The sequence below is a fragment of the Acidovorax sp. JHL-3 genome (genome assembly GCF_000526295.1).
Lineage (GTDB): Bacteria > Pseudomonadota > Gammaproteobacteria > Burkholderiales > Burkholderiaceae_C > Acidovorax > Acidovorax defluvii.
The window spans coordinates 149,387-169,644 of record NZ_JAFU01000001.1 but is presented as its reverse complement, the minus strand read 5'-3'; the positions used below and the strand labels follow the sequence as shown (position 1 = coordinate 169,644).

Sequence of the window (20,258 nt, the reverse complement as noted above, 5' to 3'; positions counted from 1 at the left end):
CGGAGCCGGCTAGCTGCCCGTTTTTTGCAGCGCCGGCGCCGGCGCCGCCGAGCGGGCATGCGTGCCGTGCACATGGCCCGCGTTGGGGCGGCCCGGCCGGCTGGCGATGTCGGTCAGCTCGTTGAGAATGCCGCAGTGGGCGGCGTCCTGCGCCTCGTGGCACTGCTCGCGCAGGCTCTTGAGCTGCTTTTCCAGCAGGCGCAGCTCACGGATGCGCGCAGCCACATGGCCGATGTGCGCGTCCAGCAGGGCGTTGACATCGCCGCAGTTGCGGGTGGGGGCATCCTTGAAGCGCAGCAGCGTGCGGATCTCGTCCAGCGTCATGTCCAGGCCCCGGCAATGCCGTATGAACGACAGGCGTGTGGCCTGGGCCTCGTTGTAGATGCGGTAGTTGCCCCCGGTGCGGGCGGCCTGGGGCAGCAAGCCCTCGCGTTCGTAATACCGGATGGTTTCGACCGGAGTGTGGGTCAGGGTGGCCAGCTCGCCGATTTTCATGGGGTGCGCCGCAGGGGTGGAGGTGCGGCGATGGTACGCCTCGGGCGTGCTTGACTCTGAAGTGGCATCAGGGTTTCCAATAGCGGCAAGCAAGGAAAGCAACCATGAGCCCATCTCCCCACACACCTCCCGCTCCGGCGGATGCCTGCGGCCATTGTTCGTGCACGCAGCCATCCGCTCCGCCCCCTGCACCGGCCGCCGGGCAGGGCGGTGAACGCACCGCGCCGGGTGCCGGCCATGGGACTGTTTTTCGCATCGCATCCATGGACTGCGCGGCCGAGGAAAGCGAGATTCGCCACGCGTTGGCGGGTGTTTCGGGCCTGCGCGGTCTGCATTTTCAGCTGGCTGCCCGCACGCTGGCCATCGATGCGCTGCCGTCGGCCATGCCGCAAATCCTGGCGGCCATCCGGCGGGCGGGGTTTGATCCGCAGCCCCTGGCACAAAACGTTGCGGGCAAGGGCGCGCAGGCGCACAGCCACCAGCCGGGCGCCGGGGGCCTGGGGCGCCTGGGCTTGGCGCTGGGGCTGGCCGTGGCCGCCGAGCTGCTGGCTTTTTTGGCGCCAGAGACGCGGGAGTTTCAGGTGGCGGGCATGGCGCTGGCCGCTGCCGCCATCTGGCTGGCCGGTTTTTCCACCTACCGCAAGGGCGTTGCTGCGCTCGGGCGGGGGCGGCTCAACATCAATGCGCTGATGACCGTGGCCGTGACCGGGGCGTTTGTTATCGGCCAGTGGCCCGAGGCCGCCATGGTGATGGCGTTGTATGCCCTGGCCGAGCTGATCGAGGCGCGTTCGGTGGACCGGGCGCGCAACGCCATCAAGGGCCTGCTCGACCTGGCCCCCGACACGGCCGAGGTGCGCCAGCCCCACGGCGCCTGGCAGCAGGCCGCTGCGGCCAGCGTGGCGCTGGACGCCGTGGTGCGCATCCGGCCGGGCGCGCGCGTGCCGCTCGATGGCGTGGTCATTGCGGGCGCGAGTGCGGTGAACCAGGCCTCGGTGACGGGCGAGAGCATGCCCGTGGATAAGACCGTGGGCGACACCCTGTTTGCCGGCACCATCAACGACACCGGCACCCTGGAAATGCGGGTCACGGCCACGGCCAGCAACACCACGCTGGCCCGCATCATCCATGCGGTCGAGCAGGCCCAGGGAAGCCGCGCGCCCACGCAGCAGTTTGTGGACAAGTTTGCCGCCATCTACACGCCCGTGGTGTTTGCGCTGGCCGTGGCAGTGGCAATGCTCATGCCCTGGCTGGTGGATGTGGCATGGACGCAGGCGCTGTACAAGGCCCTGGTCCTGCTCGTGATTGCCTGCCCGTGTGCCCTGGTCATCGCCACGCCCGTCACGGTGGTTAGCGGCCTGGCGGCGGCCGCGCGGCGCGGCATTCTTGTCAAGGGCGGGGTCTATCTGGAAACCGCCCACCAGATCAAGGCGATAGCGCTCGACAAGACGGGCACCATCACCGAAGGTAGGCCCCGGCTGGTGGCCACCGAGGTGCTGCCGTCGCCAGAGGGGAACGCCCCGGTGGCTTCGGCGCAGGTGCTGCGCTGGGCGGGCGATCTGGCGGGGCATTCCGACCACCCGGTATCACGCGCCATTGCGCAGGGGCTGGCCGCAGCGCAGGGTGCGGCCCCAGGCGCGGCACCTGGCGGTGCGCTGGAAGCCTTCACGGCGCTGCCGGGGCGCGGTGTGCAGGCCCGTGTCGCAGGGCAGCGGCTGGTGCTGGGCAACCACCGCCTGATGGAGGAGCTGGGTCTGTGCAACCCCGGCATCGAGGCGCGGCTGGCCGCCCACGAGGCACAGGGGCGCACGGTGACACTGCTGGCGACCGATGCCGCTGTGCTGGCCTTGTTTGCCGTGGCCGACACCATCAAGGACAGCTCGCGCGAGGCACTGGCCGCGCTGCATGCGCTGGGCGTGGTGCCGGTCATGCTGACGGGTGACAACACCGTGACCGCCCGCACCGTCGCCGCCCAGGCAGGTCTGGATGAGGTGCAGGGCAATCTGCTGCCACAAGACAAGCTGGCGGCCATTGAGGCCCTGCAGGCGCGCCATGGCCTCACGGCGATGGTGGGGGACGGCATCAACGATGCCCCTGCACTGGCCCGGGCAGACATCGGCATCGCGATGGGGGCCGCCGGTACCGACACGGCCATGGAGGCCGCCGACGTGGTCATCATGAACGACGATTTGCGGCGCATTCCCCAGCTCATCCGGCTGTCGCGCCAGACCCGCACCGTGCTCTGGCAGAACATTGCCCTGGCGCTGGGCATCAAGGTGGTCTTTTTGTTCCTGGCGCTGTTCAACGGCGCATCGATGTGGATGGCCGTGTTTGCCGACATGGGGGCCAGCCTGATCGTGGTGTTCAACGGCCTGCGCATGCTGCGCGCGGTGGACGAGGCGCCAGCGAAATAGGGGAAATGTTGCTTGTACCGGCAGCAAGTGGCACGGTTTGGCAGTGTCCGGCACGGGCTTTGGTCCCCCGCTAAACTCTTCCCTTTTGCGGTCTGGCTCCCCAGCGCCACACCATTTGGCAGCGGGTTGCACGGCCCGTTGCATCTCCCAAGGTTTCCAATGTCCCTCATTCCTGTCACCATCCTCACCGGCTTTCTGGGTTCCGGAAAGACCACGCTGCTCAAGCGCCTGCTGAGCGAAGCCCATGGCCAGAAAATCGCCGTCATCGAAAACGAGTTTGGCGAAGAGAACATCGACAACGACATCCTGGTGACCGACTCGAAGGAGCAGATCGTGCAGATGAGCAACGGCTGCATCTGCTGCACCATCCGCGAAGACCTGCGCGAAACCCTGCAGTTGCTGGCAGCCAAAAAGCGCAAGGGCCTGCTTGCATTCGACCGCATCGTGATCGAAACCACCGGCTTGGCCGACCCCGGCCCGGTGGCGCAGACCTTCTTCATGGACGAAGAAATCGCCGAAACCTACCTGATCGATTCGATCATCACGCTGGTGGACGCCAAACATGCCGCCCAGCAGCTCAATGACCGCCAGGAGGCGCGCCGCCAGGTGGGCTTTGCCGACCAGATCTTCCTGTCCAAGACCGATCTGGTGAGCGCCGGGGAAACCGATGCGCTGATCCATCGCTTGAAGCACATGAACCCGCGTGCGCCCATCAAGGCCGTGCACTTTGGCGAGGTGCCTCTCAAGGAGGTGCTGGACCTGCGGGGCTTCAACCTCAATGCCAAGCTCGATATCGACCCCGATTTCCTCAAGGAGGAAGAAGAGGCGCACGATCATCACGACCATGACCACGTGCATGGCGAGCAGTGCAACCACCCATCGCACCAGCACGGCCACGAAGGCCACGGGCACCACCACCATCACGACGATGACGTCAAAAGCTTCGTTTACCGCTCAGACCGCCCGTTCGATCCGGCCAAGCTGGAGGATTTTCTGGGTGCCATCGTCAACATCTATGGTCCACGCATGTTGCGCTACAAGGGCGTGCTGAACATGCAGGGCACCGATCGCAAGGTGATTTTCCAGGGCGTGCACCAGCTCATGGGCAGTGACCTGGGCCCCCAGTGGGCCGAGGGTGAGGCGCGCACCAGCAAGATGGTGTTCATTGGCATAGACCTGCCCAAGGACATCTTTCTGCAGGGGCTGGAGCAGAGTCTGGTTTGACCGGATTGCACCTGGTGGGGCGGGTATGGCCCTACATCCTTTTGTGTTGTATCTGCAACGTTCCCGTTTGCCTTGGCGCAGGTCGATACAATCGCGCCCCGGTAAAACCCCGGAAGGCTTGCCACCCGCCCTTGGCTGCCTGTGCAGCCCGGGCCAGCCCGTTACGCGAGGAGTCCCGTCAGTGAAAGCCGAAACCAGCAAACCCAAGGCAGCCGCAAAAGCGGCCCCAACCGCGGCAAAAACTGCCGCCGCCCCAGCGGCAACCAAGGTTGCTGCAAAGGCTACTGCCAAGGCCACCCCCAAAGTTGCCCCACCGGCAGTGGCAGATGTGCCAGCCCAGCCTTTGCAGGCCGGCAGTCAAGTACCTGTGCGCAGCACCCGGCCTTCTTCCCGGCTGGCCCAATTGACCGTACCATCCATGGCACAGGCGGTGGCTTCAACCGCTGCCAAAGCCAGTTATCTACACACCATGCCCACGACTGCGCAAGTGCATCCCACCTATACGGCAGCCAAAAAAGATCCCAAATTGGCGAACAACTGGAAAACCAAGCCGGCCGAAGAGCTGACCGACGCCGAAGTGATGGCTATGCCCGACAGCGAGTACATGAACGACAAGCAGATGGCGTTCTTCCGTCTCAAGCTCGTCCATCTCAAGCAGGAAATCCACAACAGTGCCGGTGAAACCACCGAGCATCTGCGCGAAGACACCGTGGTGGTGCCCGATCCCGCCGACCGCGCCACCATCGAAGAAGAGCACGCACTGGAATTGCGCACCCGCGACCGCGAACGCAAGCTTCTCAAGAAAATCGAGCAATCCATTGGCCGCATCGATTCGGGCGACTATGGTTATTGCGACGAAACCGGCGAACCTATCGGCGTGGGACGCCTGATCGCCCGACCCACCGCCACGCTGTCGCTGGAGGCCCAGCAACGCCGTGAACTCAAACAAAAAATGTTTGGAGACTGAAGGCGAACCGGCCTGAACTCTTCATGCGCACACCATCTGACTGCTTATGAGCAAGGAAGAAACCACACCCGGCGGCCTGTTGTCCAAGGTGGTGCGGTTTGTGCGCAACCCCACGGTCAACTGGACGGAACTCGATTCGATCCAGGGGGATCGGGAGAGCCAGTACAGCAAGCAGATGCTCAAGGAGATGATCGAGCGAAAGCGGCGCAACGACTTCGTGCGCCGCCGTGAGTTCGACCAGTTGCGCAAATTGCGCCAGCGCGAAGTGCTCCAAGGCCAGCGCGCGGAAGACCCCACGGGCAGGCCATCGTTCTTTCAGAGCAGCATGGCGTCGCCCGACGAGCGCGCGGTCACGATCAAGAAGATCGATGAGATCGAAGCGCAGATGTCACAGCAGTGGTGGAAGAGCAAGCAGTCGGCAGATGCTCCCACCCAGCCTGCCAGCATGCAACCCGAGGGCGATGAGGGCTCTGCTGCGCGCGCTTATGCCCCCACCACGCCCGGCACCTTGCAGGTTCCGCTGGAGGTCCGGCCCTCGGTGGCCCCTTTGTTTGCAGATGACAGCATGGCCATCGCGGGGTTTGGCGGCAAGGATGCCCCCATGATGGCTGACGCACCTGAGGCGTCTTTCAGTCCTGCGGCCCCTGGTGCCGAGTCTGAATCCGCAGTCGAACCGGAGGAATTCGTGCACGAACCCGATCTAGAAGAAGCCGCCATCCGGTTTGCCAATGGCGACCATGCGGGCGCTGAGTCTGGCCTGCTGGATGTTCTCGCCCAGCACGCACAGGACGACCCGCAGCAGCAGCTGGAAATCTGGATGACGCTGTTTGACCTGTACCGTGCGACAGGCCAGCAAGACCGTTTTGACAACCTGGCGATCGATTTTGCCGCACGCTTTAGCCGATCGGCCCCCCTGTGGTTTTCGATGCCCGACCAGCTGGGGCTGGCCCCTGCCGCGGCTCCGGCTGCGGCGCCAGTGGCGGCACGGCGTGATTTCAGCTGGGCTGCCCCTTCCACCGTTGCGGTGTCGTCGGTGGCTGCGTTGCAGGCCGCGCTGGGGCGTGCCACCTCGCCCTGGACCCTGGCCTGGGGACGCCTGACCGCCATCGACGAGGCCGCCGTGCCGCTGATGGCCGACCAGTTCACCCAATGGGCGGATCGCAGCGGGCAGTTTGTGTTTTCCGGCGTGTCTGCGCTCAATGCCTTGCTGGAGAGCAAGACGCAGTCGGGCGACCGGTCCAACAGCCCTGAGTGGTGGCGCCTGCGCATGGCGGCCCTGCGGCTCATGGCCAGCCCGGATGAGTTCGAGCTGGTGGCGCTGGATTACTGCGTGACGTTTGAAGTCTCGCCCCCCTCTTGGACTGCGCCGCGCTGCGGCTACTCCGACAGCGAAAATGCGCTGACGCCCGGGGCGCAGGCCGACGGCCAGGATCTGCTGGCCCCCGAGGCGGCCGATTCTGCGGTGCTGACGGCGCCCGAGGCGGCCCGGTCGGCGGCGCTGAGCGGTCACATTGATGGCGATGCCACGCCGCTGCTGGAGCCATTGGAGGCGCTGCTGCGCCCCGGTGAGCCTCTGACCATTGCCTGCGACCGGCTTATCCGCATTGATTTTGGCGCCGCCGGCTCGGTGCTCAACTGGGCGGCCGAGCAGCAGTCCCGCGGCCATGTGGTGCAGTTCCAAAATCTGCACCGCCTGGTAGCGATCTTCTTCAACGTGATCGGTGTCAACGAGCACGCGTGGGTCGTTCCACGCAAAAACTAGTAACTTATCCGTGAGCCAGTTCGCGGCGTCCCCTTCTGTTGCGCTTTCGCGGCAAGGGGGGCTCCGCCAGCGCTTGCACTGAGGAATTGGCGGCCCTCGCGCAGCGGCCATCGGCCAGGTTGTGATGCGGCTTGCAAAATGGGCGGCAAACCCCATCTGCCGCAGCTATGGACTCATCAAACGACAACCACCCGGTGTTTCACGGCACCACCATCTTGAGCGTGCGCCGCCAGACGCCCCAGGGACTGCAGGTCGCCATCGGGGGCGACGGCCAGGTCACTCTGGGCAACATCATCGTCAAGGGCACGGCGCGCAAGGTGCGCAAGCTCTACCACGGCAAGGTGCTGGCGGGCTTTGCCGGCGCCACAGCCGACGCCTTCACGCTGTTTGAGCGTTTCGAGGCCAAGCTGGAAAAGCACCAGGGGCATCTCACCCGCGCTGCCATCGAACTCACCAAAGACTGGCGCACCGACCGTGTGCTGCGTCGCCTGGAGGCCATGCTGGCCGTGGCCGACGCGAGTGCCTCGCTGATCATCACCGGCAATGGCGATGTGCTGGAGCCCGAGCAGGGCATTGTGTCCATCGGCTCGGGCGGTGCCTATGCGCACTCCGCAGCCAAGGCATTGCTGGTAAACACCGATCTGTCTGCGCAGGAGATCGTCAAGAAGTCGCTCGAGATCGCCGGTGAACTGTGCATTTACACCAACATGAACCACACCATCGAGACGCTCTGACGGTAGGTGTTGGGTTGCTATATTATTCATAGCTGTTGGCGCTTGATGTATAAGAGCCAGAGCCATTTTTGACTGGAATTTTTCCCATGTCGTCCATGACCCCCCAGGAAATCGTTTCCGAGCTTGACCGCCACATCGTTGGCCAGGCCAGTGCCAAGCGCGCAGTCGCCATTGCGCTGCGCAACCGTTGGCGCCGCCAGCAGGTCGAAGGCAGCCTGCGCCAGGAAATCACGCCCAAGAACATCCTCATGATCGGGCCCACCGGTGTGGGCAAGACCGAGATCGCGCGCCGTCTGGCCCGGCTGGCCGATGCGCCCTTCATCAAGGTCGAAGCCACCAAGTTCACCGAGGTGGGTTATGTGGGCAAGGATGTGGACGCCATCATCCGCGACCTGGCCGAAATGGCCGTCAAACAGACGCGCGAGTCCGAGATGAAGAAGGTGCGGGCACTTGCCGAAGATGCTGCCGAAGAGCGCATCCTGGATGTTCTGATTCCCCCAGCCCGAGCCGCCGCGGGCACCGAGCCGGCCACGGACAGCACGGCGCGCCAGGTGTTTCGCAAAAAGCTGCGCGAAGGCAGCCTGGACGACAAGGACATCGAGATTGACCTGACCGAAAGCCGCCCGCAGGTGGAGCTCATGGGCCCGGCAGGCATGGAAGAGATGACCGAGCAGTTGCGTGGCATGTTCAGCCAGATGGGGCAGGACAAGCGCAAGACCCGCAAGCTCAAGATCGCCGAGGCCCTGAAGCTGCTTACCGAGGAGGAGGCCGGCAAGCTGGTGAACGAGGAAGAGATTCGCACCCGCGCCATCACCAATGCCGAGCAGAACGGCATCGTTTTCATTGACGAGATCGACAAGGTGGCGGCGCGCCAGGAGACCAGCGGCGCCGACGTGTCGCGCCAAGGCGTGCAGCGCGACCTGCTGCCCCTGGTGGAGGGCACCACGGTGTCCACCAAATACGGCATGGTCAAGACGGACCACATCCTGTTCATCGCCTCGGGGGCGTTCCACCTGTCCAAGCCCAGTGACCTAATTCCCGAGTTGCAAGGTCGTTTTCCCATCCGGGTGGAGCTCGACTCCCTGTCGGTGGAGGATTTTGAAGCCATCCTCACGCAAACCCACGCCTCGCTCGTCAAGCAATACCAGGCGCTGCTGGCCACCGAGGGGGTGGCGCTCGACTTTCTGCCCGAGGGCATCACTCGCCTGGCGCACATCGCCTTTGATGTGAACGAGCGCACGGAAAACATCGGCGCACGCCGCTTGTCCACCGTGATGGAGCGGCTGCTGGACGATGTCAGCTTCGATGCGGCGCGCCTGTCTGGCCAGACGGTGACCGTGGACGCGGCCTATGTCGACAAGCGTCTGCAAACCCTGAGCCAGGACGAAGACCTGTCCCGCTACATCCTCTGACACGGATTCGCAACCCGGGCGATCCGGCTTACGCGCTGCTCAGCCTTGACGTGCCGCGGCACTGTCTGCGGCGCCGCGTCCTGCGGCCCAACGGATTGCCAACCGGTGCAGAAGCCCGTGCCGCCTTCAGGTATCACTTGAGTAGGCAGTTGTAAGTGCTTATTGGATAACGGGTTTTGCTGTTTTCCTTCCTCCGAAAACGCGGCTAAGTCCTTGATTTCATTGCAAAAGTTTGTTGCAAGCCCTCTTGCTTGGAGTGCTTTTCCTGCTACAGTGCAAAAAAGTGCAATTAAGTGGTGAAAAGTGCCCTTGAACTCCGTTTTTCGGGTTTGGGGGATGTCAACCGAGTGGGGGAATCATTCCGTGTTTCAAGGTGCTTCGTCGCTGAGTCTCGATGCGAAGGGTCGGCTGTCTGTGCCGACCCGGCACCGTGACGTCCTGAGCGCGACGGCGGCTGGCCAACTCACGATCACTAAGCACCCCCACGGCTGCCTGATGGTGTTTCCCCGTCCAGAGTGGGAGAAGTTTCGCGAACGCATTGGCCAGCTGCCTATGGCGGCACAGTGGTGGAAGCGGATCTTTCTGGGTAACGCCATGGATGTAGAGATGGATGCCACCGGCCGGGTGCTGGTGTCGCCTGAGTTGCGCCAGGCGGCCGGTATTGCCAAGGATGCGATCTTGCTGGGCATGGGCAACCACTTCGAACTGTGGGACAAGGCCACTTACGACGCGCAGGAAGCGCAGGCCATGCAGGGCGAAATGCCCGATGTGTTCAAGGATTTTTCTTTTTAAGGCCCGTGGTGACCCCTGATCTGCAACACACCACCGTCCTGCTGGATGAAGCCGTGGACGCGCTGCTGGGCGGCGCGGGCCCCGAGCCTGCCGGCACCTGGGTGGATGCCACCTTTGGGCGTGGCGGCCACTCCCGGCGAATTTTGCTGCGGCTGGGGCCACAGGGGCGCCTTGTGGCGTTCGACAAAGACCCGGAAGCCATCCACGAGGCAACGCGCATCACCGATGCGCGTTTTTCCATTCGGCACGAAGGTTTTCGCCATCTGGCGGATTTGCCACCAGGCAGCGCGGCCGGGGTGCTGATGGACCTGGGGGTGAGTTCGCCCCAGATTGACAGTCCAGAGCGCGGTTTCAGCTTTCGTTTTGATGGCCCGCTGGACATGCGCATGGACACCACGCGTGGCGAGAGCGTGGCTCAGTGGCTGGCCACTGCCGAGGTTCAACAGATTGCGGAGGTGATACGTGACTACGGTGAAGAACGGTTTGCTGGCCCCATTGCAAAGGCGATTGTTGCTCGGCGCGAGGAACGGGGGCCTCTTGCAACCACCGCCGAACTGGCCGATCTCGTGGCTGGTGCGGTCAAGACCCGCGAGTCGGGCCAGAACCCTGCAACGCGCACATTTCAGGCTCTACGGATTTTCATCAACGCTGAGCTTGAAGAGCTGCAGCAAGCCCTAGAAGCCAGCCTGTCGGTGCTGCAGCCCGGCGGGCGGCTGGTGGTGATCAGCTTTCATTCGCTCGAAGACCGCATCGTCAAGCAATTCATTGCGCAGCATTCCAAGGAGGTTTACGACCGCCGGATGCCTTTTGCTCCGCCCAAGGTCATGAAGCTGGTCGCGCTGGACCGGATCAAGCCGAGCGCGGCCGAAGTGTCAGCCAACCCCCGTTCGCGCAGCGCCATCATGCGCGTTGCAGAGCGCACGGAGGCCTGACAATGCACGCCGCTGGCGCCAATGCAAGCCGGGGAGTCGCCGCATGACCCGGCTCAATCTCGTCCTGCTGGTGGCGGTGATGGCCAGTGCCCTGTATCTGGTGCACACGCAGTACGAATCGCGCCGGCTGTTTACCCAGCTGGACCGCGCGGTGTCTGAGTCGCGCCGCCTGGAGACCGAGCACCAGCGGCTGCAGGTTGAAAAGCGCGCGCAGGCCACGCCGCTGCGGGTGGAAAAGCTGGCACGGGCCCAGTTGCACATGCGCACCGCTACCCCCGCCATCACCCAGTATGTCGCTGATCCTGCGGGCGCCGTCACGTCCGCGCCGGAGTCGCAGCCATGAGCCGCAGCGTGCTCTACACCTCCAGCCCCCTGCTGGCCAGCAAGACGCCCGTGTGGCGCAGCAAGTTCATTGTTGCCATGATTGCGCTGGGCTTTGCCGGGTTGGCAGCGCGTGCGGCCTATGTGCAGGTGTTTGGCAACGCATTTTTTCAGCGGCAGGGTGAGGTGCGCTTTGCGCGCACGCTCGAACTGCCCGCCAATCGGGGCAAGATTCTCGATCGCAATGGGCTCATTCTGGCCTCCAGTGTGCCGGCGGCCAGCATCTGGGCCATTCCCGAAGATGTGGAGCAGGACAAGCCCGAGGTGCGTGCCAAGCTCAAGCAGTTGGCCCGTCTGCTTGGCATGTCCCAGGCCGAGCTGAACGCCAGGCTGGCGGACGAGGACAAGTCCTTTGTCTGGGTCAAGCGTCAGCTCGATTGGGACGTGGGCCAGCAGATTGCGGCGCTGGACATCAAGGGCATCTACCAGCGCAAGGAATACAAGCGCCAGTACCCCGAGGGCGAATCGGCCGCGCATGTGGTGGGCTTCACCAATGTGGAAGACAAGGGCCAGGAGGGCATGGAACTGGCCTTCAACAGCGAGCTGGCCGGGCGCGCCGGCTCGCGCCGCGTGATCAAGGACCGCCTGGGCCGCGTGGTCGAAGGCGTGGGCGAGACCGTGCCGCCGGTGGATGGCCGCGACATGCAGCTGTCCATCGACAGCAAGGTGCAGTTCTTTGCCTATCAAAAGCTGCGCGATCAGGTGGCGGCGCACAAGGCCAAGGCCGGTAGCGTGGTGGTGCTTGATGCGCACACCGGCGAGTTGCTGGCGCTGGCCAACTATCCCAGCTATGTGCCCGACAAGCGCCAGAACCTCACCGGCGAGCAATTGCGCAACCGTGCGCTGACCGATGTGTTCGAGCCCGGCTCCACCATGAAACCGTTCACCATCGGTCTGGCGCTGGAATCGGGCCGCATGCGGCCAGACACCGTCATCGACACCACGCCGGGCCGGCTCACCATCACCGGCTCCACCATTTCGGATACGCACAACTACGGTGCGCTCACCGTCGAGGGCGTCATCCAGAAGTCCAGCAACGTGGGCACCACCAAGATCGCCATGCAGATACCCGCACGCGAGATGTGGGAGACCTTCTCTGCCGCCGGATTCGGCCAGAAGCCGCAACTCGCTTTTCCTGGCGTGGTGAGTGGCCGTCTGCGGCCCTACAAGACCTGGCGCCCGATCGAACAGGCCACCATGTCCTATGGCTACGGCCTGTCGGCCAGCCTGTTCCAGATGGCGCGGTCGTACACCGTATTCGCCAACGGTGGGCGCGTCATTCCTGCCACCATGCTCAAAAGTACCGAGCCCGCCATCGGCGTGCCCGTGTTTTCCGAGCGCACGGCCGACCAGGTGCGCAAGATGCTGCAGATGGCCGCTGGGCCCGGCGGCACGGGGCAAAAGGCACAGACCGTGGGCTACTCGGTGGGCGGAAAGTCTGGCACTGCCCGCAAGCAGGTGGGCAAAAGCTACGCCGCCGGCAAATACCGCGCCTGGTTTACCGGCATGGCACCCATCGACAAGCCGCGCATCATCGTGGCCGTGATGATCGACGAGCCCAGCAACGGCCAGGTGTATGGCGGCCTGGTGGCGGCGCCGGTGTTCAGCGAGGTGGTGCAGCAGACCTTGCGCATGATGGGCGTGCAGCCGGACGTGGCCGTCAAGCCGCAGATCATGACCGACGGGGTGGAGGAGTCGCTGTGATGCATACATTGACCACTGCCCATGACGCCGTGCAATGGCTGCGTGAGCGCGTCACCGGCACCTTGCAGACCGACAGCCGTCTGATTCGCCCGGGTGACGGATTCATTGCCTGGCCGGGCGCCGCCACCGATGGGCGTGCCCATGTGGCCGATGCCATGGTGCGGGGCGCCACAGCCTGTCTGGTGGAGCAGTCGGGTGTGGAGGCGTTCGGGTTCACGGGCGACCACATGGCCGCATTGCATGGCCTCAAGGGCGCCACCGGGCCCATTGCCGCACAGTGGTTTGATCACCCCACCAGTCAACTCGCCGTGCTGGCAGTGACAGGAACCAACGGCAAGACCAGCACCGCGTGGTGGCTGGCGGGCGCCCTGAATGCACTATCAAATAGAGAGCTACCTGCGCTTGCTGGCTGTGCGTTGGTGGGTACTTTGGGTATGGGTGTTGCGCCAGCCCTTGAATCCACGGGTATGACTACCCCCGACCCGGTGCGCCTGCAGCGCGCGTTTCGCCAGTATGTCGATCAGGGGTTGGGCGCGTGCGCCATCGAGGCGTCTTCCATCGGACTGGCCGAAGCGCGCCTGGATGGCTCGCTAATTCGCACGGCCATCTTCACCAATTTCACCCAGGACCATCTCGACTACCACGGCAGCATGGCCGACTACTGGCTGGCCAAGCGGGCCTTGTTTGACTGGCCGGGTCTGCAGGCGGCCGTCATCAACGTGGACGATCCGGCCGGAGTGCAGCTGCATTCCGAACTGTCGGGGCGCGCGCTGGATCTGTGGAGCATCTCGGCCCACGGACCGGCGCGGTTGGCGGCGCGGGACATTGCCCTGGGCGACCAGGGGCTGCGCTTCACGGTGGTGGAAGGCGCAGAGCAGCGGATATTGCAAACCTGCGTGATTGGCCACTACAACGTGCTGAACCTGCTGGGCGTGCTGGCCACGCTGCGCAGCCAGGGCGTGCCGCTGCTTGATGCCGTGCGCGCCTGCGCGGGCCTGCAACCCGTGCCCGGCCGCATGCAGCGGCTGGTGGCGCCGGGGCAGCCGCTGGTGGCGGTGGACTATGCCCACACCCCCGACGCCCTGGACAAGGCCCTGCAGGCACTGCGCCCGCTTGCCGTGGAGCGCGGGGGGCAGCTGTGGTGTGTATTCGGTTGCGGCGGCGACCGCGATGCCAGCAAGCGCCCGCTGATGGGTGCGGTGGCACAGCAGCATGCCGACTGGGTGGTGGTGACCAGCGACAACCCGCGCAGCGAAGAGCCCGTGGCCATCCTGCACCAGATTTTGCAAGGCACGATCGCGGGCGAAACCGTGCGGGCACAGCCTGATCGCGCTGCCGCCATTGCATTGGCGATTGGCGAAGCCGATGCGGCCGATGTGGTGCTGATTGCCGGCAAGGGCCACGAGGATTACCAGGAAACGGCCGGTGTGCGCCGGCCGTTCGACGACATGGCGCAGGCGCAGGCAGCCCTGACCGCCCGGGGAGCCAGCACATGGGCATGATGAACCTGCAGCAAGCGCTCGACTGGATTCGCCAAAGCATTCCCCAGGCGCGCCTGGTGGGCGATGGGGCAACACCGGTGGCACGCGTGCACACGGACACCCGCACTTTGCAGCCGGGTGACCTGTTTGTGGCGCTCAAAGGCGAGCGCTTTGATGCCAATGCCTTCCTGGCCGACGCCCGCGATGCGGGTGCCGTGGCCGCCGTGGCCCATGGCGGGCTCGAAGCTGCCGGGCTGCCCGGCATCGAGGTGCCCGACAGCCTGGCTGCGCTGGGCGCGCTGGCCACCGCGTGGCGTGCCCAGTTCAGCCTGCCCCTGATTGGCATCACGGGAAGCAATGGCAAGACAACGGTGACGCAGATGGTGGCGTCCATCCTGCGCGCCTGGAAGGGTGACGCGGCCTTTGCCACACAGGGCAACTTCAACAATGACATCGGCGTGCCCCTGACGCTGCTGCGCCTGCGGGCAGAGCACGCCGCCGCGGTGATCGAGATGGGCATGAACCATCCCGGCGAAATTGCCACCCTGGCCGCCATCGCGCAGCCCACGGTGGCGCTGGTCAACAACGCACAACGCGAACACCTCGAATTCATGCACACGGTGCAGGCCGTGGCAGAAGAAAACGGCTCGGTGCTGGCGGCGCTGCCCGCCGATGGCGTGGCGGTGTTCCCTGCAGGTGATGCCTACACCGGCCTGTGGGCGCGCCTTGCTGCGCCGCGCCGGTGCATCACCTTTGGCGCGGGGGGCGATGTGCAGTGTGGGCGCGCCAGCTGGGAGCAAGGCAAATGGCAGGTCGAGATGACCACACCCGTCGGGGCGCTGTCATGCACCCTGCAGATTGCGGGACTGCACAACGTCACCAATGCGCTGGCCGCTGCCGCCTGCGCCGTGGCGGCCGGCGTTTCGCTGGATGCCATTGCGCGCGGCCTAACTGCATTCAGCCCCGTCAAGGGGCGCTCGCGCGCGCTCAGCGTGCGGCATGCGGGGCGCGACATCACCGTGGTGGATGACACCTACAACGCCAACCCCGACTCCATGCGCGCCGCCATCGATGTGCTGGCCGCACTGCCCGCACCGCAGCTGCTGGTGATGGGCGACATGGGCGAGGTGGGTGACCAGGGCCCGCAGTTTCACGCTGAGGCTGGCGCCCATGCGCGCGCGGCGGGCATTGCGCACCTGTATGCGCTGGGCGTGCAGTCGGCCAACGCCGCCCAGGCGTTCGGCGCCGCAAGGCATTTTGACAACATGGCATCGCTGCAGGCGGCGTTGCTCGAGGCATTGCCCCAGGTGGGCAGCGTGCTGGTGAAGGGATCGCGGTTCATGAAGATGGAACAGGTGGTGGAGGCGATGGTCGCCAACGCAGAACAACAAGAAATCGTCCATTCGGAGGCGCCGCATGATGCAAGCCATTGATGCCCGCCGTACCGTGCAAGGAGGTGTCCCATGCTGCTGATGCTGTCGCAATGGCTGCAGGGTCTGTCGCCCGAGTTCGGTTTTTTCCGGGTGTTCCAGTACCTCACCTTCCGCGCCGTGATGGCCGCCATGACGGCGCTGCTCATTGGTTTGGTGGCGGGCCCCAAGGTGATCCGCGTGCTTACCTCGCTCAAGATCGGCCAGCCGATTCGCGGCTATGCGATGCAGTCGCACCTGTCCAAGAGCGGCACGCCCACCATGGGCGGCGTGCTCATCTTGCTGTCGATTGCGATCTCCACGCTGCTGTGGTTTGACCTGTCCAACCGCTTTGTCTGGATCGTGCTGCTGGTCACGCTGGGTTTTGGTGCCATTGGCTGGGTGGACGACTGGCGCAAGGTGGTCAACAAGGACCCCGAGGGCATGCGCTCGCGCGAGAAGTATTTCTGGCAGTCGGTCATCGGCCTGATTGCAGCGCTGTACCTGGTGTTCAGCATTTCCGAGAGCTCCAACGCCAAGGTGTGGGAGCTTTTCGTGGGCTGGGTGCAGTCGGGTTTCTCGCTCGACCTGCCGCCCAAGGCGGGCTTGCAGTTGCCGTTCTTCAAAGAGATCAGCTACCCGCTGGGTGTGCTGGGTTTTGTGATCCTCACCTACCTTGTCATCGTGGGCTCCAGCAATGCCGTCAACCTGACCGACGGTCTGGACGGCCTGGCCATCATGCCGGTGGTGATGGTGGGCTCGGCCCTGGGCGTGTTTGCCTATGTCACCGGCAGCTCGGTGTATTCCAAATACCTGTTCTTCCCGCATATACCGGGCGCGGGCGAGTTGTTGATCTTTTGTGCCGCCATGGCGGGCGCAGGCCTGGCATTTCTCTGGTTCAACGCCCATCCGGCGCAGGTGTTCATGGGCGATGTCGGCGCGTTGGCACTGGGCGCTGCGCTGGGCACCATCGCCGTCATCGTGCGCCAGGAGATCGTGCTGGCCATCATGGGCGGCATTTTTGTGGTCGAGGCGCTGTCGGTGATGCTGCAGGTGGCCTGGTTCAAGTACACCAAAAAGCGTTATGGCGAAGGCCGCCGCCTGCTGAAGATGGCACCCCTGCACCACCACTTTGAAAAGAGCGGATGGAAGGAAACGCAGGTGGTCGTGCGCTTCTGGATCATCACCATGCTGCTGTGCCTGGTAGGCCTGTCTACCCTGAAACTGCGATGAGCGACAACGACCCCATTCTTCCTGCCCACCCCGTGGCCACGCCTTTGGAGGAAGGGGCGGGTGCGCCCAGCTCCCCGCTTGCGCCAGCCGCAGGCGCTGGTGAGTTGCGTGCGGTCACAGACGAGGCCCCGGGCGTCGCAGCAAGTGCTGGTCGCAGTGGCAGCACCTGGAGCCTGGACAAGGCCCCGGCCATTTCTGCCGCCAAGGCTGCGGCCGATTTTGTGGCGCAGATCTTTGCCGAAGTGGCCGCGCCAGAGCCCACGCCCGCCGTGTTGCCAATGGCTGCGCAAGACGGTGGCGAATCGGCGGCCGACCCCGCTCAGGCCCCTGCCGCGCCGGCCGGTCGCCCAGGCGAAGGCATGGCGCCGCTGCAAGACCAGAACATCCTCATCCTCGGGCTGGGTGCTTCGGGCCTGGCCATGGCGCGCTGGTGCGTGCGCTGCGGCGCGCATGTCACCGTGGCCGATACGCGGCAGTTGCCTCCCCAGCTGGCTGCCTTGCAGCAAGAGCTGCCACAGGTGCGTTTCGTGGCGGGCGCCTTTGGTGCGCATCTGGTGCAAGGGCAGGGCCTGCACGCGGTGTACCGCTCGCCAGGGTTGAGTCCTGACTCAATTGCTCCTGTTTTCGTAGCTGCTAGCGCAATGGGTATAAGCACTGGAGGCGAATTAAGCTTGTATTCCATGGCCCTTGCCGCACTGCGCGCTGCGCACGGGTATGCGCCAGCGGTGCTGGCAATCACCGGCACCAATGGCAAGACCACGGTCACGTCGCTCACGGGCCAGCTGGTCGAGCGCGCGGGCAAAACCGTGGCCGTGGCCGGCAATATCGGCCCCACGTTGCTCGATACGCTGGCGTCCCATATCGACGCGGGCACGCTTCCCCAGGTGTGGGTGCTGGAGCTGTCGAGTTTTCAGCTCGACGGCGTGGTGGACTTTGAGCCCACGGCCGCCACGGTGCTCAACATCACGCAGGACCACCTGGACTGGCATGGCGACATGCAGGCCTATGCCGCTGCAAAGGCACGCATCTTCGGGCAGAGCGCAGTCATGGTGCTCAACCGCGACGAACCAGCGGTGATGGCCATGCTGCCGGAGCCCGTGCGCGTGAAATTGCAAAAACCGCAGCAGCGCGCGCACACCACATTTGGCGGCGACATGCCCCGGCGCCCGGGCGACTTCGGCATTGAGCTGGTGAGCGGCATGGCCTGGCTGGTGCGTGCCCTGGAGTCGGACGAAACCCGCAAGCGCGGCCGCAGCGAAGAGCCCGAGCTGCACATCCAGCGCCTGCTGCCGGCCGATGCGTTGCGCATTCGCGGGCGCCACAACGCCATCAACGCCCTGGCAGCCCTGGCGCTGGCCTGTGAGGCGGGTTGCGCTTTGTCCCCCATGCTGTATGGCTTGCGCGAGTACCGCGGCGAGCCGCACCGTGTGGAACCCATTGGTGTGGTGGCAGGCGTGGAATATTTCGACGACAGCAAGGGCACCAATGTGGGCGCCACGGTGGCGGCGCTGTCCGGTCTGGGGGCAGATCGCCGCCTCGTGGTGATTCTGGGCGGCGAGGGCAAGGGGCAAGACTTTTCGCCGCTGGCAGCGCCGGTGGCGCGCTCTGCGCGGGCAGTGGTTCTGATGGGCCGGGATGCACCGTTGATTCGCGCTGCACTGCAGGGTGCGGGTGTTGCGCTGGTCGATGCGCAGACGCTGCCGCACGCCGTGCAGTTGGCCACGCAGCACGCCCGTCCGGGCGATGCGGTGTTGATGTCTCCCGCCTGCGCCAGCTTTGACATGTTTCGGGACTACGCACACCGTGCCCAGGTGTTCTGCGACGCTGTGCGCGAGCTGGCGCACGACGCCGGACAGGAACTGGAGGGCATGCAATGACCGCCGCCACCAGTGCATGGCAACGCCTTACGGCTTGGCTGGGAGGGCTGTCTGGCAAGGCCGCCGATGTGCTGCCGGTGCGCGTGGGCGGCACCGATTACAGCCCCACCCGCAGCACGCCCGCCGCCGTGCTGGGTTTTGACCAGACCCTGCTGTGGGTGGTGGTGGCGCTGCTGGCCTGGGGGTTGGTCATGGTGTATTCGGCGTCGATTGCCATGCCGGACAACCCCCGTTTCGGCAAGATCGCGCCCACCCACTTCCTCATGCTTCACGCGCGTGCGCTGGTTGTCGGTTTTGTAGTGGCGCTGCTGGCGTTCCAGGTGTCCATGGCCACCTGGGAGCGTGTGGCGCCCTGGTTGTTCGTGGTCTCCATCGTCCTGCTGGTGGCGGTGCTGATCCCGCATGTGGGCATTGTGGTCAATGGTGCGCGGCGCTGGCTGTCGCTGGGCATCATGAACTTCCAGCCCTCGGAGCTGGCCAAGTTTGCCGTGCTGGTGTATGCGTCCGACTACATGGTGCGCAAGATGGATGTGAAAGAGCGCTTCTTTCGCGCCGTGCTGCCCATGGGCGCCGCCGTGGCCATTGTGGGTGTGCTGCTGCTGGCCGAGCCGGACATGGGCGCCTTCATGGTGGTGGCGGTGATCGCCATGGGCATCCTGTTCCTGGGCGGCGTCAATGCGCGCATGTTCTTCCTGATTGCGGGCGTGCTGGTCTCGGCCTTCGCCGTCATGATCGCCAGTTCGCCATGGCGGCGCGAGCGCGTGTTTGCCTACCTCGACCCGTTCAGCGAAGAGCACGCGCTGGGCAAGGGTTACCAGCTTTCGCATTCGCTCATTGCCATCGGGCGTGGGGAAATCTTTGGCGTGGGGCTGGGCGGCAGCGTTGAAAAGCTCCACTGGTTGCCCGAGGCCCATACCGACTTCTTGCTTGCCGTGATCGGCGAGGAGTTCGGTCTGGTGGGCGTGCTTACGCTCATCGTGCTGTTTGTCTGGATGACGCGCCGCATCATGCACATCGGCCGCCAGGCCATCGCCCTGGACCGCGTATTCGCTGGCCTGGTCGCGCAGGGCGTGGCCATCTGGATGGGCTTTCAGGCCTTCATCAACATGGGCGTGAACCTGGGCGCGCTGCCGACCAAGGGACTCACGCTGCCGCTGATGAGCTTTGGCGGCTCTGCCATCCTGATGAACCTCGTCGCGCTCGCGGTCGTATTGCGCGTGGATTATGAAAACAAACTGCTCATGCGCGGAGGCCGCGTATGAGCAGTTTGTTTCACCAAAACAGGCTGCAGCAGCGTGTCAACGCTGCCGAATGCGGAGCATTCGATGCGCGGAGGCCGCGTATGAGCAGTTTGTTTCACCAAAACAGGCTGCAGCAGCGTGTCAACGCTGCCGAATGCGGAGCATTTGATGCACGGAGGCCGCCTATGAGCAATTTGTTTCGC

At 64.7% G+C, this 20,258-nt stretch carries 16 protein-coding genes; 15 read left to right on the top strand and 1 reads right to left on the bottom strand.

Annotated features, from left to right (window positions below):
* Positions 1-9 precede the first annotated feature (9 nt).
* Complete coding sequence (cadR, locus tag K226_RS0100745; protein WP_024812963.1) at positions 10-495, bottom strand: Cd(II)/Pb(II)-responsive transcriptional regulator; 486 nt, start codon at positions 493-495, stop codon at positions 10-12.
* Positions 496-599: 104 nt separating this feature from the next.
* Between cadR and K226_RS0100740 the strand changes: the two genes are divergently transcribed.
* From K226_RS0100740 to ftsW, 15 genes are all read left to right on the top strand, one after another.
* Complete coding sequence (locus K226_RS0100740; RefSeq protein ID WP_024812962.1) at positions 600-2,906, top strand: heavy metal translocating P-type ATPase; 2,307 nt, start codon at positions 600-602, stop codon at positions 2,904-2,906.
* A 159-nt stretch (positions 2,907-3,065) separates the two neighbouring features.
* Positions 3,066-4,130 carry a GTP-binding protein gene (locus K226_RS0100735; protein WP_024812961.1) on the top strand — a complete coding sequence of 355 codons (1,065 nt, stop codon included), beginning with the start codon at positions 3,066-3,068 and terminating at the stop codon, positions 4,128-4,130.
* Between the two features lie 418 nt (positions 4,131-4,548).
* Entirely contained in the window at positions 4,549-5,097 is a 549-nt protein-coding gene (gene dksA, locus K226_RS19370) for an RNA polymerase-binding protein DksA (protein WP_369795373.1), read from the top strand.
* 46 nt (positions 5,098-5,143) lie between these two features.
* The gene (locus K226_RS0100725; protein WP_024812959.1) at positions 5,144-6,859 is read left to right on the top strand and encodes an STAS domain-containing protein; all 1,716 of its coding nucleotides are present in this window, start codon (positions 5,144-5,146) and stop codon (positions 6,857-6,859) included.
* Positions 6,860-7,026: 167 nt separating this feature from the next.
* Positions 7,027-7,593: an ATP-dependent protease subunit HslV gene (gene hslV, locus K226_RS0100720; protein ID WP_035240780.1), complete on the top strand. Its 567-nt coding sequence runs from the start codon at positions 7,027-7,029 to the stop codon at positions 7,591-7,593.
* Positions 7,594-7,679: 86 nt separating this feature from the next.
* On the top strand, positions 7,680-9,005 hold the full coding sequence (gene hslU, locus K226_RS0100715) for an ATP-dependent protease ATPase subunit HslU (protein WP_024812957.1): 1,326 nt from the start codon (positions 7,680-7,682) through the stop codon (positions 9,003-9,005).
* 363 nt (positions 9,006-9,368) lie between these two features.
* On the top strand, positions 9,369-9,797 hold the full coding sequence (mraZ, locus tag K226_RS0100710) for a division/cell wall cluster transcriptional repressor MraZ (protein ID WP_024812956.1): 429 nt from the start codon (positions 9,369-9,371) through the stop codon (positions 9,795-9,797).
* 8 nt (positions 9,798-9,805) lie between these two features.
* Positions 9,806-10,729: a 16S rRNA (cytosine(1402)-N(4))-methyltransferase RsmH gene (rsmH, locus tag K226_RS0100705; RefSeq protein ID WP_024812955.1), complete on the top strand. Its 924-nt coding sequence runs from the start codon at positions 9,806-9,808 to the stop codon at positions 10,727-10,729.
* 43 nt (positions 10,730-10,772) lie between these two features.
* The gene (gene ftsL / locus K226_RS0100700) at positions 10,773-11,072 is read left to right on the top strand and encodes a cell division protein FtsL (protein ID WP_024812954.1); all 300 of its coding nucleotides are present in this window, start codon (positions 10,773-10,775) and stop codon (positions 11,070-11,072) included.
* The gene (locus tag K226_RS0100695) at positions 11,069-12,814 is read left to right on the top strand and encodes a penicillin-binding protein 2 (RefSeq protein WP_024812953.1); all 1,746 of its coding nucleotides are present in this window, start codon (positions 11,069-11,071) and stop codon (positions 12,812-12,814) included. The genes ftsL and K226_RS0100695 overlap by 4 nt, the downstream gene beginning before the upstream one ends.
* On the top strand, positions 12,814-14,316 hold the full coding sequence (locus K226_RS0100690; RefSeq protein ID WP_035240778.1) for a UDP-N-acetylmuramoyl-L-alanyl-D-glutamate--2,6-diaminopimelate ligase: 1,503 nt from the start codon (positions 12,814-12,816) through the stop codon (positions 14,314-14,316). Before K226_RS0100695 ends, K226_RS0100690 begins: the two co-directional genes overlap by 1 nt.
* Positions 14,313-15,728, top strand: a complete 1,416-nt coding sequence (gene murF, locus K226_RS0100685) for a UDP-N-acetylmuramoyl-tripeptide--D-alanyl-D-alanine ligase (RefSeq protein ID WP_024812951.1) — start codon at positions 14,313-14,315, stop codon at positions 15,726-15,728. The genes K226_RS0100690 and murF overlap by 4 nt, the downstream gene beginning before the upstream one ends.
* A 30-nt stretch (positions 15,729-15,758) precedes the next feature.
* Positions 15,759-16,937 (top strand): phospho-N-acetylmuramoyl-pentapeptide-transferase, encoded by a 1,179-nt coding sequence (gene mraY, locus K226_RS0100680; protein WP_024812950.1) that lies wholly within the window; start codon positions 15,759-15,761, stop codon positions 16,935-16,937.
* A gap of 359 nt (positions 16,938-17,296) precedes the next feature.
* A complete protein-coding gene (gene murD, locus K226_RS18550) occupies positions 17,297-18,814 on the top strand; it encodes a UDP-N-acetylmuramoyl-L-alanine--D-glutamate ligase (RefSeq protein ID WP_155886523.1) in 1,518 nt (505 codons plus the stop codon).
* Positions 18,811-20,076 (top strand): putative lipid II flippase FtsW, encoded by a 1,266-nt coding sequence (ftsW, locus tag K226_RS0100670; protein WP_024812948.1) that lies wholly within the window; start codon positions 18,811-18,813, stop codon positions 20,074-20,076. Before murD ends, ftsW begins: the two co-directional genes overlap by 4 nt.
* Positions 20,077-20,258: the final 182 nt, after the last annotated feature.

Excerpts from the sequence above, each read along its gene's own strand:
- hslU (WP_024812957.1), top strand. The coding sequence starts at position 7,680 with ATGTCGTCCATGACCCCCCAGGAAATCGTTTCCGAGCTTGACCGCCAC.
- hslV (WP_035240780.1), top strand. The coding sequence starts at position 7,027 with ATGGACTCATCAAACGACAACCACCCGGTGTTTCACGGCACCACCATC.
- cadR (WP_024812963.1), bottom strand. The coding sequence starts at position 495 with ATGAAAATCGGCGAGCTGGCCACCCTGACCCACACTCCGGTCGAAACC.
- ftsW (WP_024812948.1), top strand. The coding sequence starts at position 18,811 with ATGACCGCCGCCACCAGTGCATGGCAACGCCTTACGGCTTGGCTGGGA.
- K226_RS0100725 (WP_024812959.1), top strand. The coding sequence starts at position 5,144 with ATGAGCAAGGAAGAAACCACACCCGGCGGCCTGTTGTCCAAGGTGGTG.
- dksA (WP_369795373.1), top strand. The coding sequence starts at position 4,549 with ATGGCACAGGCGGTGGCTTCAACCGCTGCCAAAGCCAGTTATCTACAC.
- K226_RS0100735 (WP_024812961.1), top strand. The coding sequence starts at position 3,066 with ATGTCCCTCATTCCTGTCACCATCCTCACCGGCTTTCTGGGTTCCGGA.
- murD (WP_155886523.1), top strand. The coding sequence starts at position 17,297 with ATGGCGCCGCTGCAAGACCAGAACATCCTCATCCTCGGGCTGGGTGCT.
- ftsL (WP_024812954.1), top strand. The coding sequence starts at position 10,773 with ATGACCCGGCTCAATCTCGTCCTGCTGGTGGCGGTGATGGCCAGTGCC.
- murF (WP_024812951.1), top strand. The coding sequence starts at position 14,313 with ATGATGAACCTGCAGCAAGCGCTCGACTGGATTCGCCAAAGCATTCCC.
- K226_RS0100690 (WP_035240778.1), top strand. The coding sequence starts at position 12,814 with ATGCATACATTGACCACTGCCCATGACGCCGTGCAATGGCTGCGTGAG.
- K226_RS0100740 (WP_024812962.1), top strand. The coding sequence starts at position 600 with ATGAGCCCATCTCCCCACACACCTCCCGCTCCGGCGGATGCCTGCGGC.
- mraY (WP_024812950.1), top strand. The coding sequence starts at position 15,759 with ATGCTGCTGATGCTGTCGCAATGGCTGCAGGGTCTGTCGCCCGAGTTC.
- K226_RS0100695 (WP_024812953.1), top strand. The coding sequence starts at position 11,069 with ATGAGCCGCAGCGTGCTCTACACCTCCAGCCCCCTGCTGGCCAGCAAG.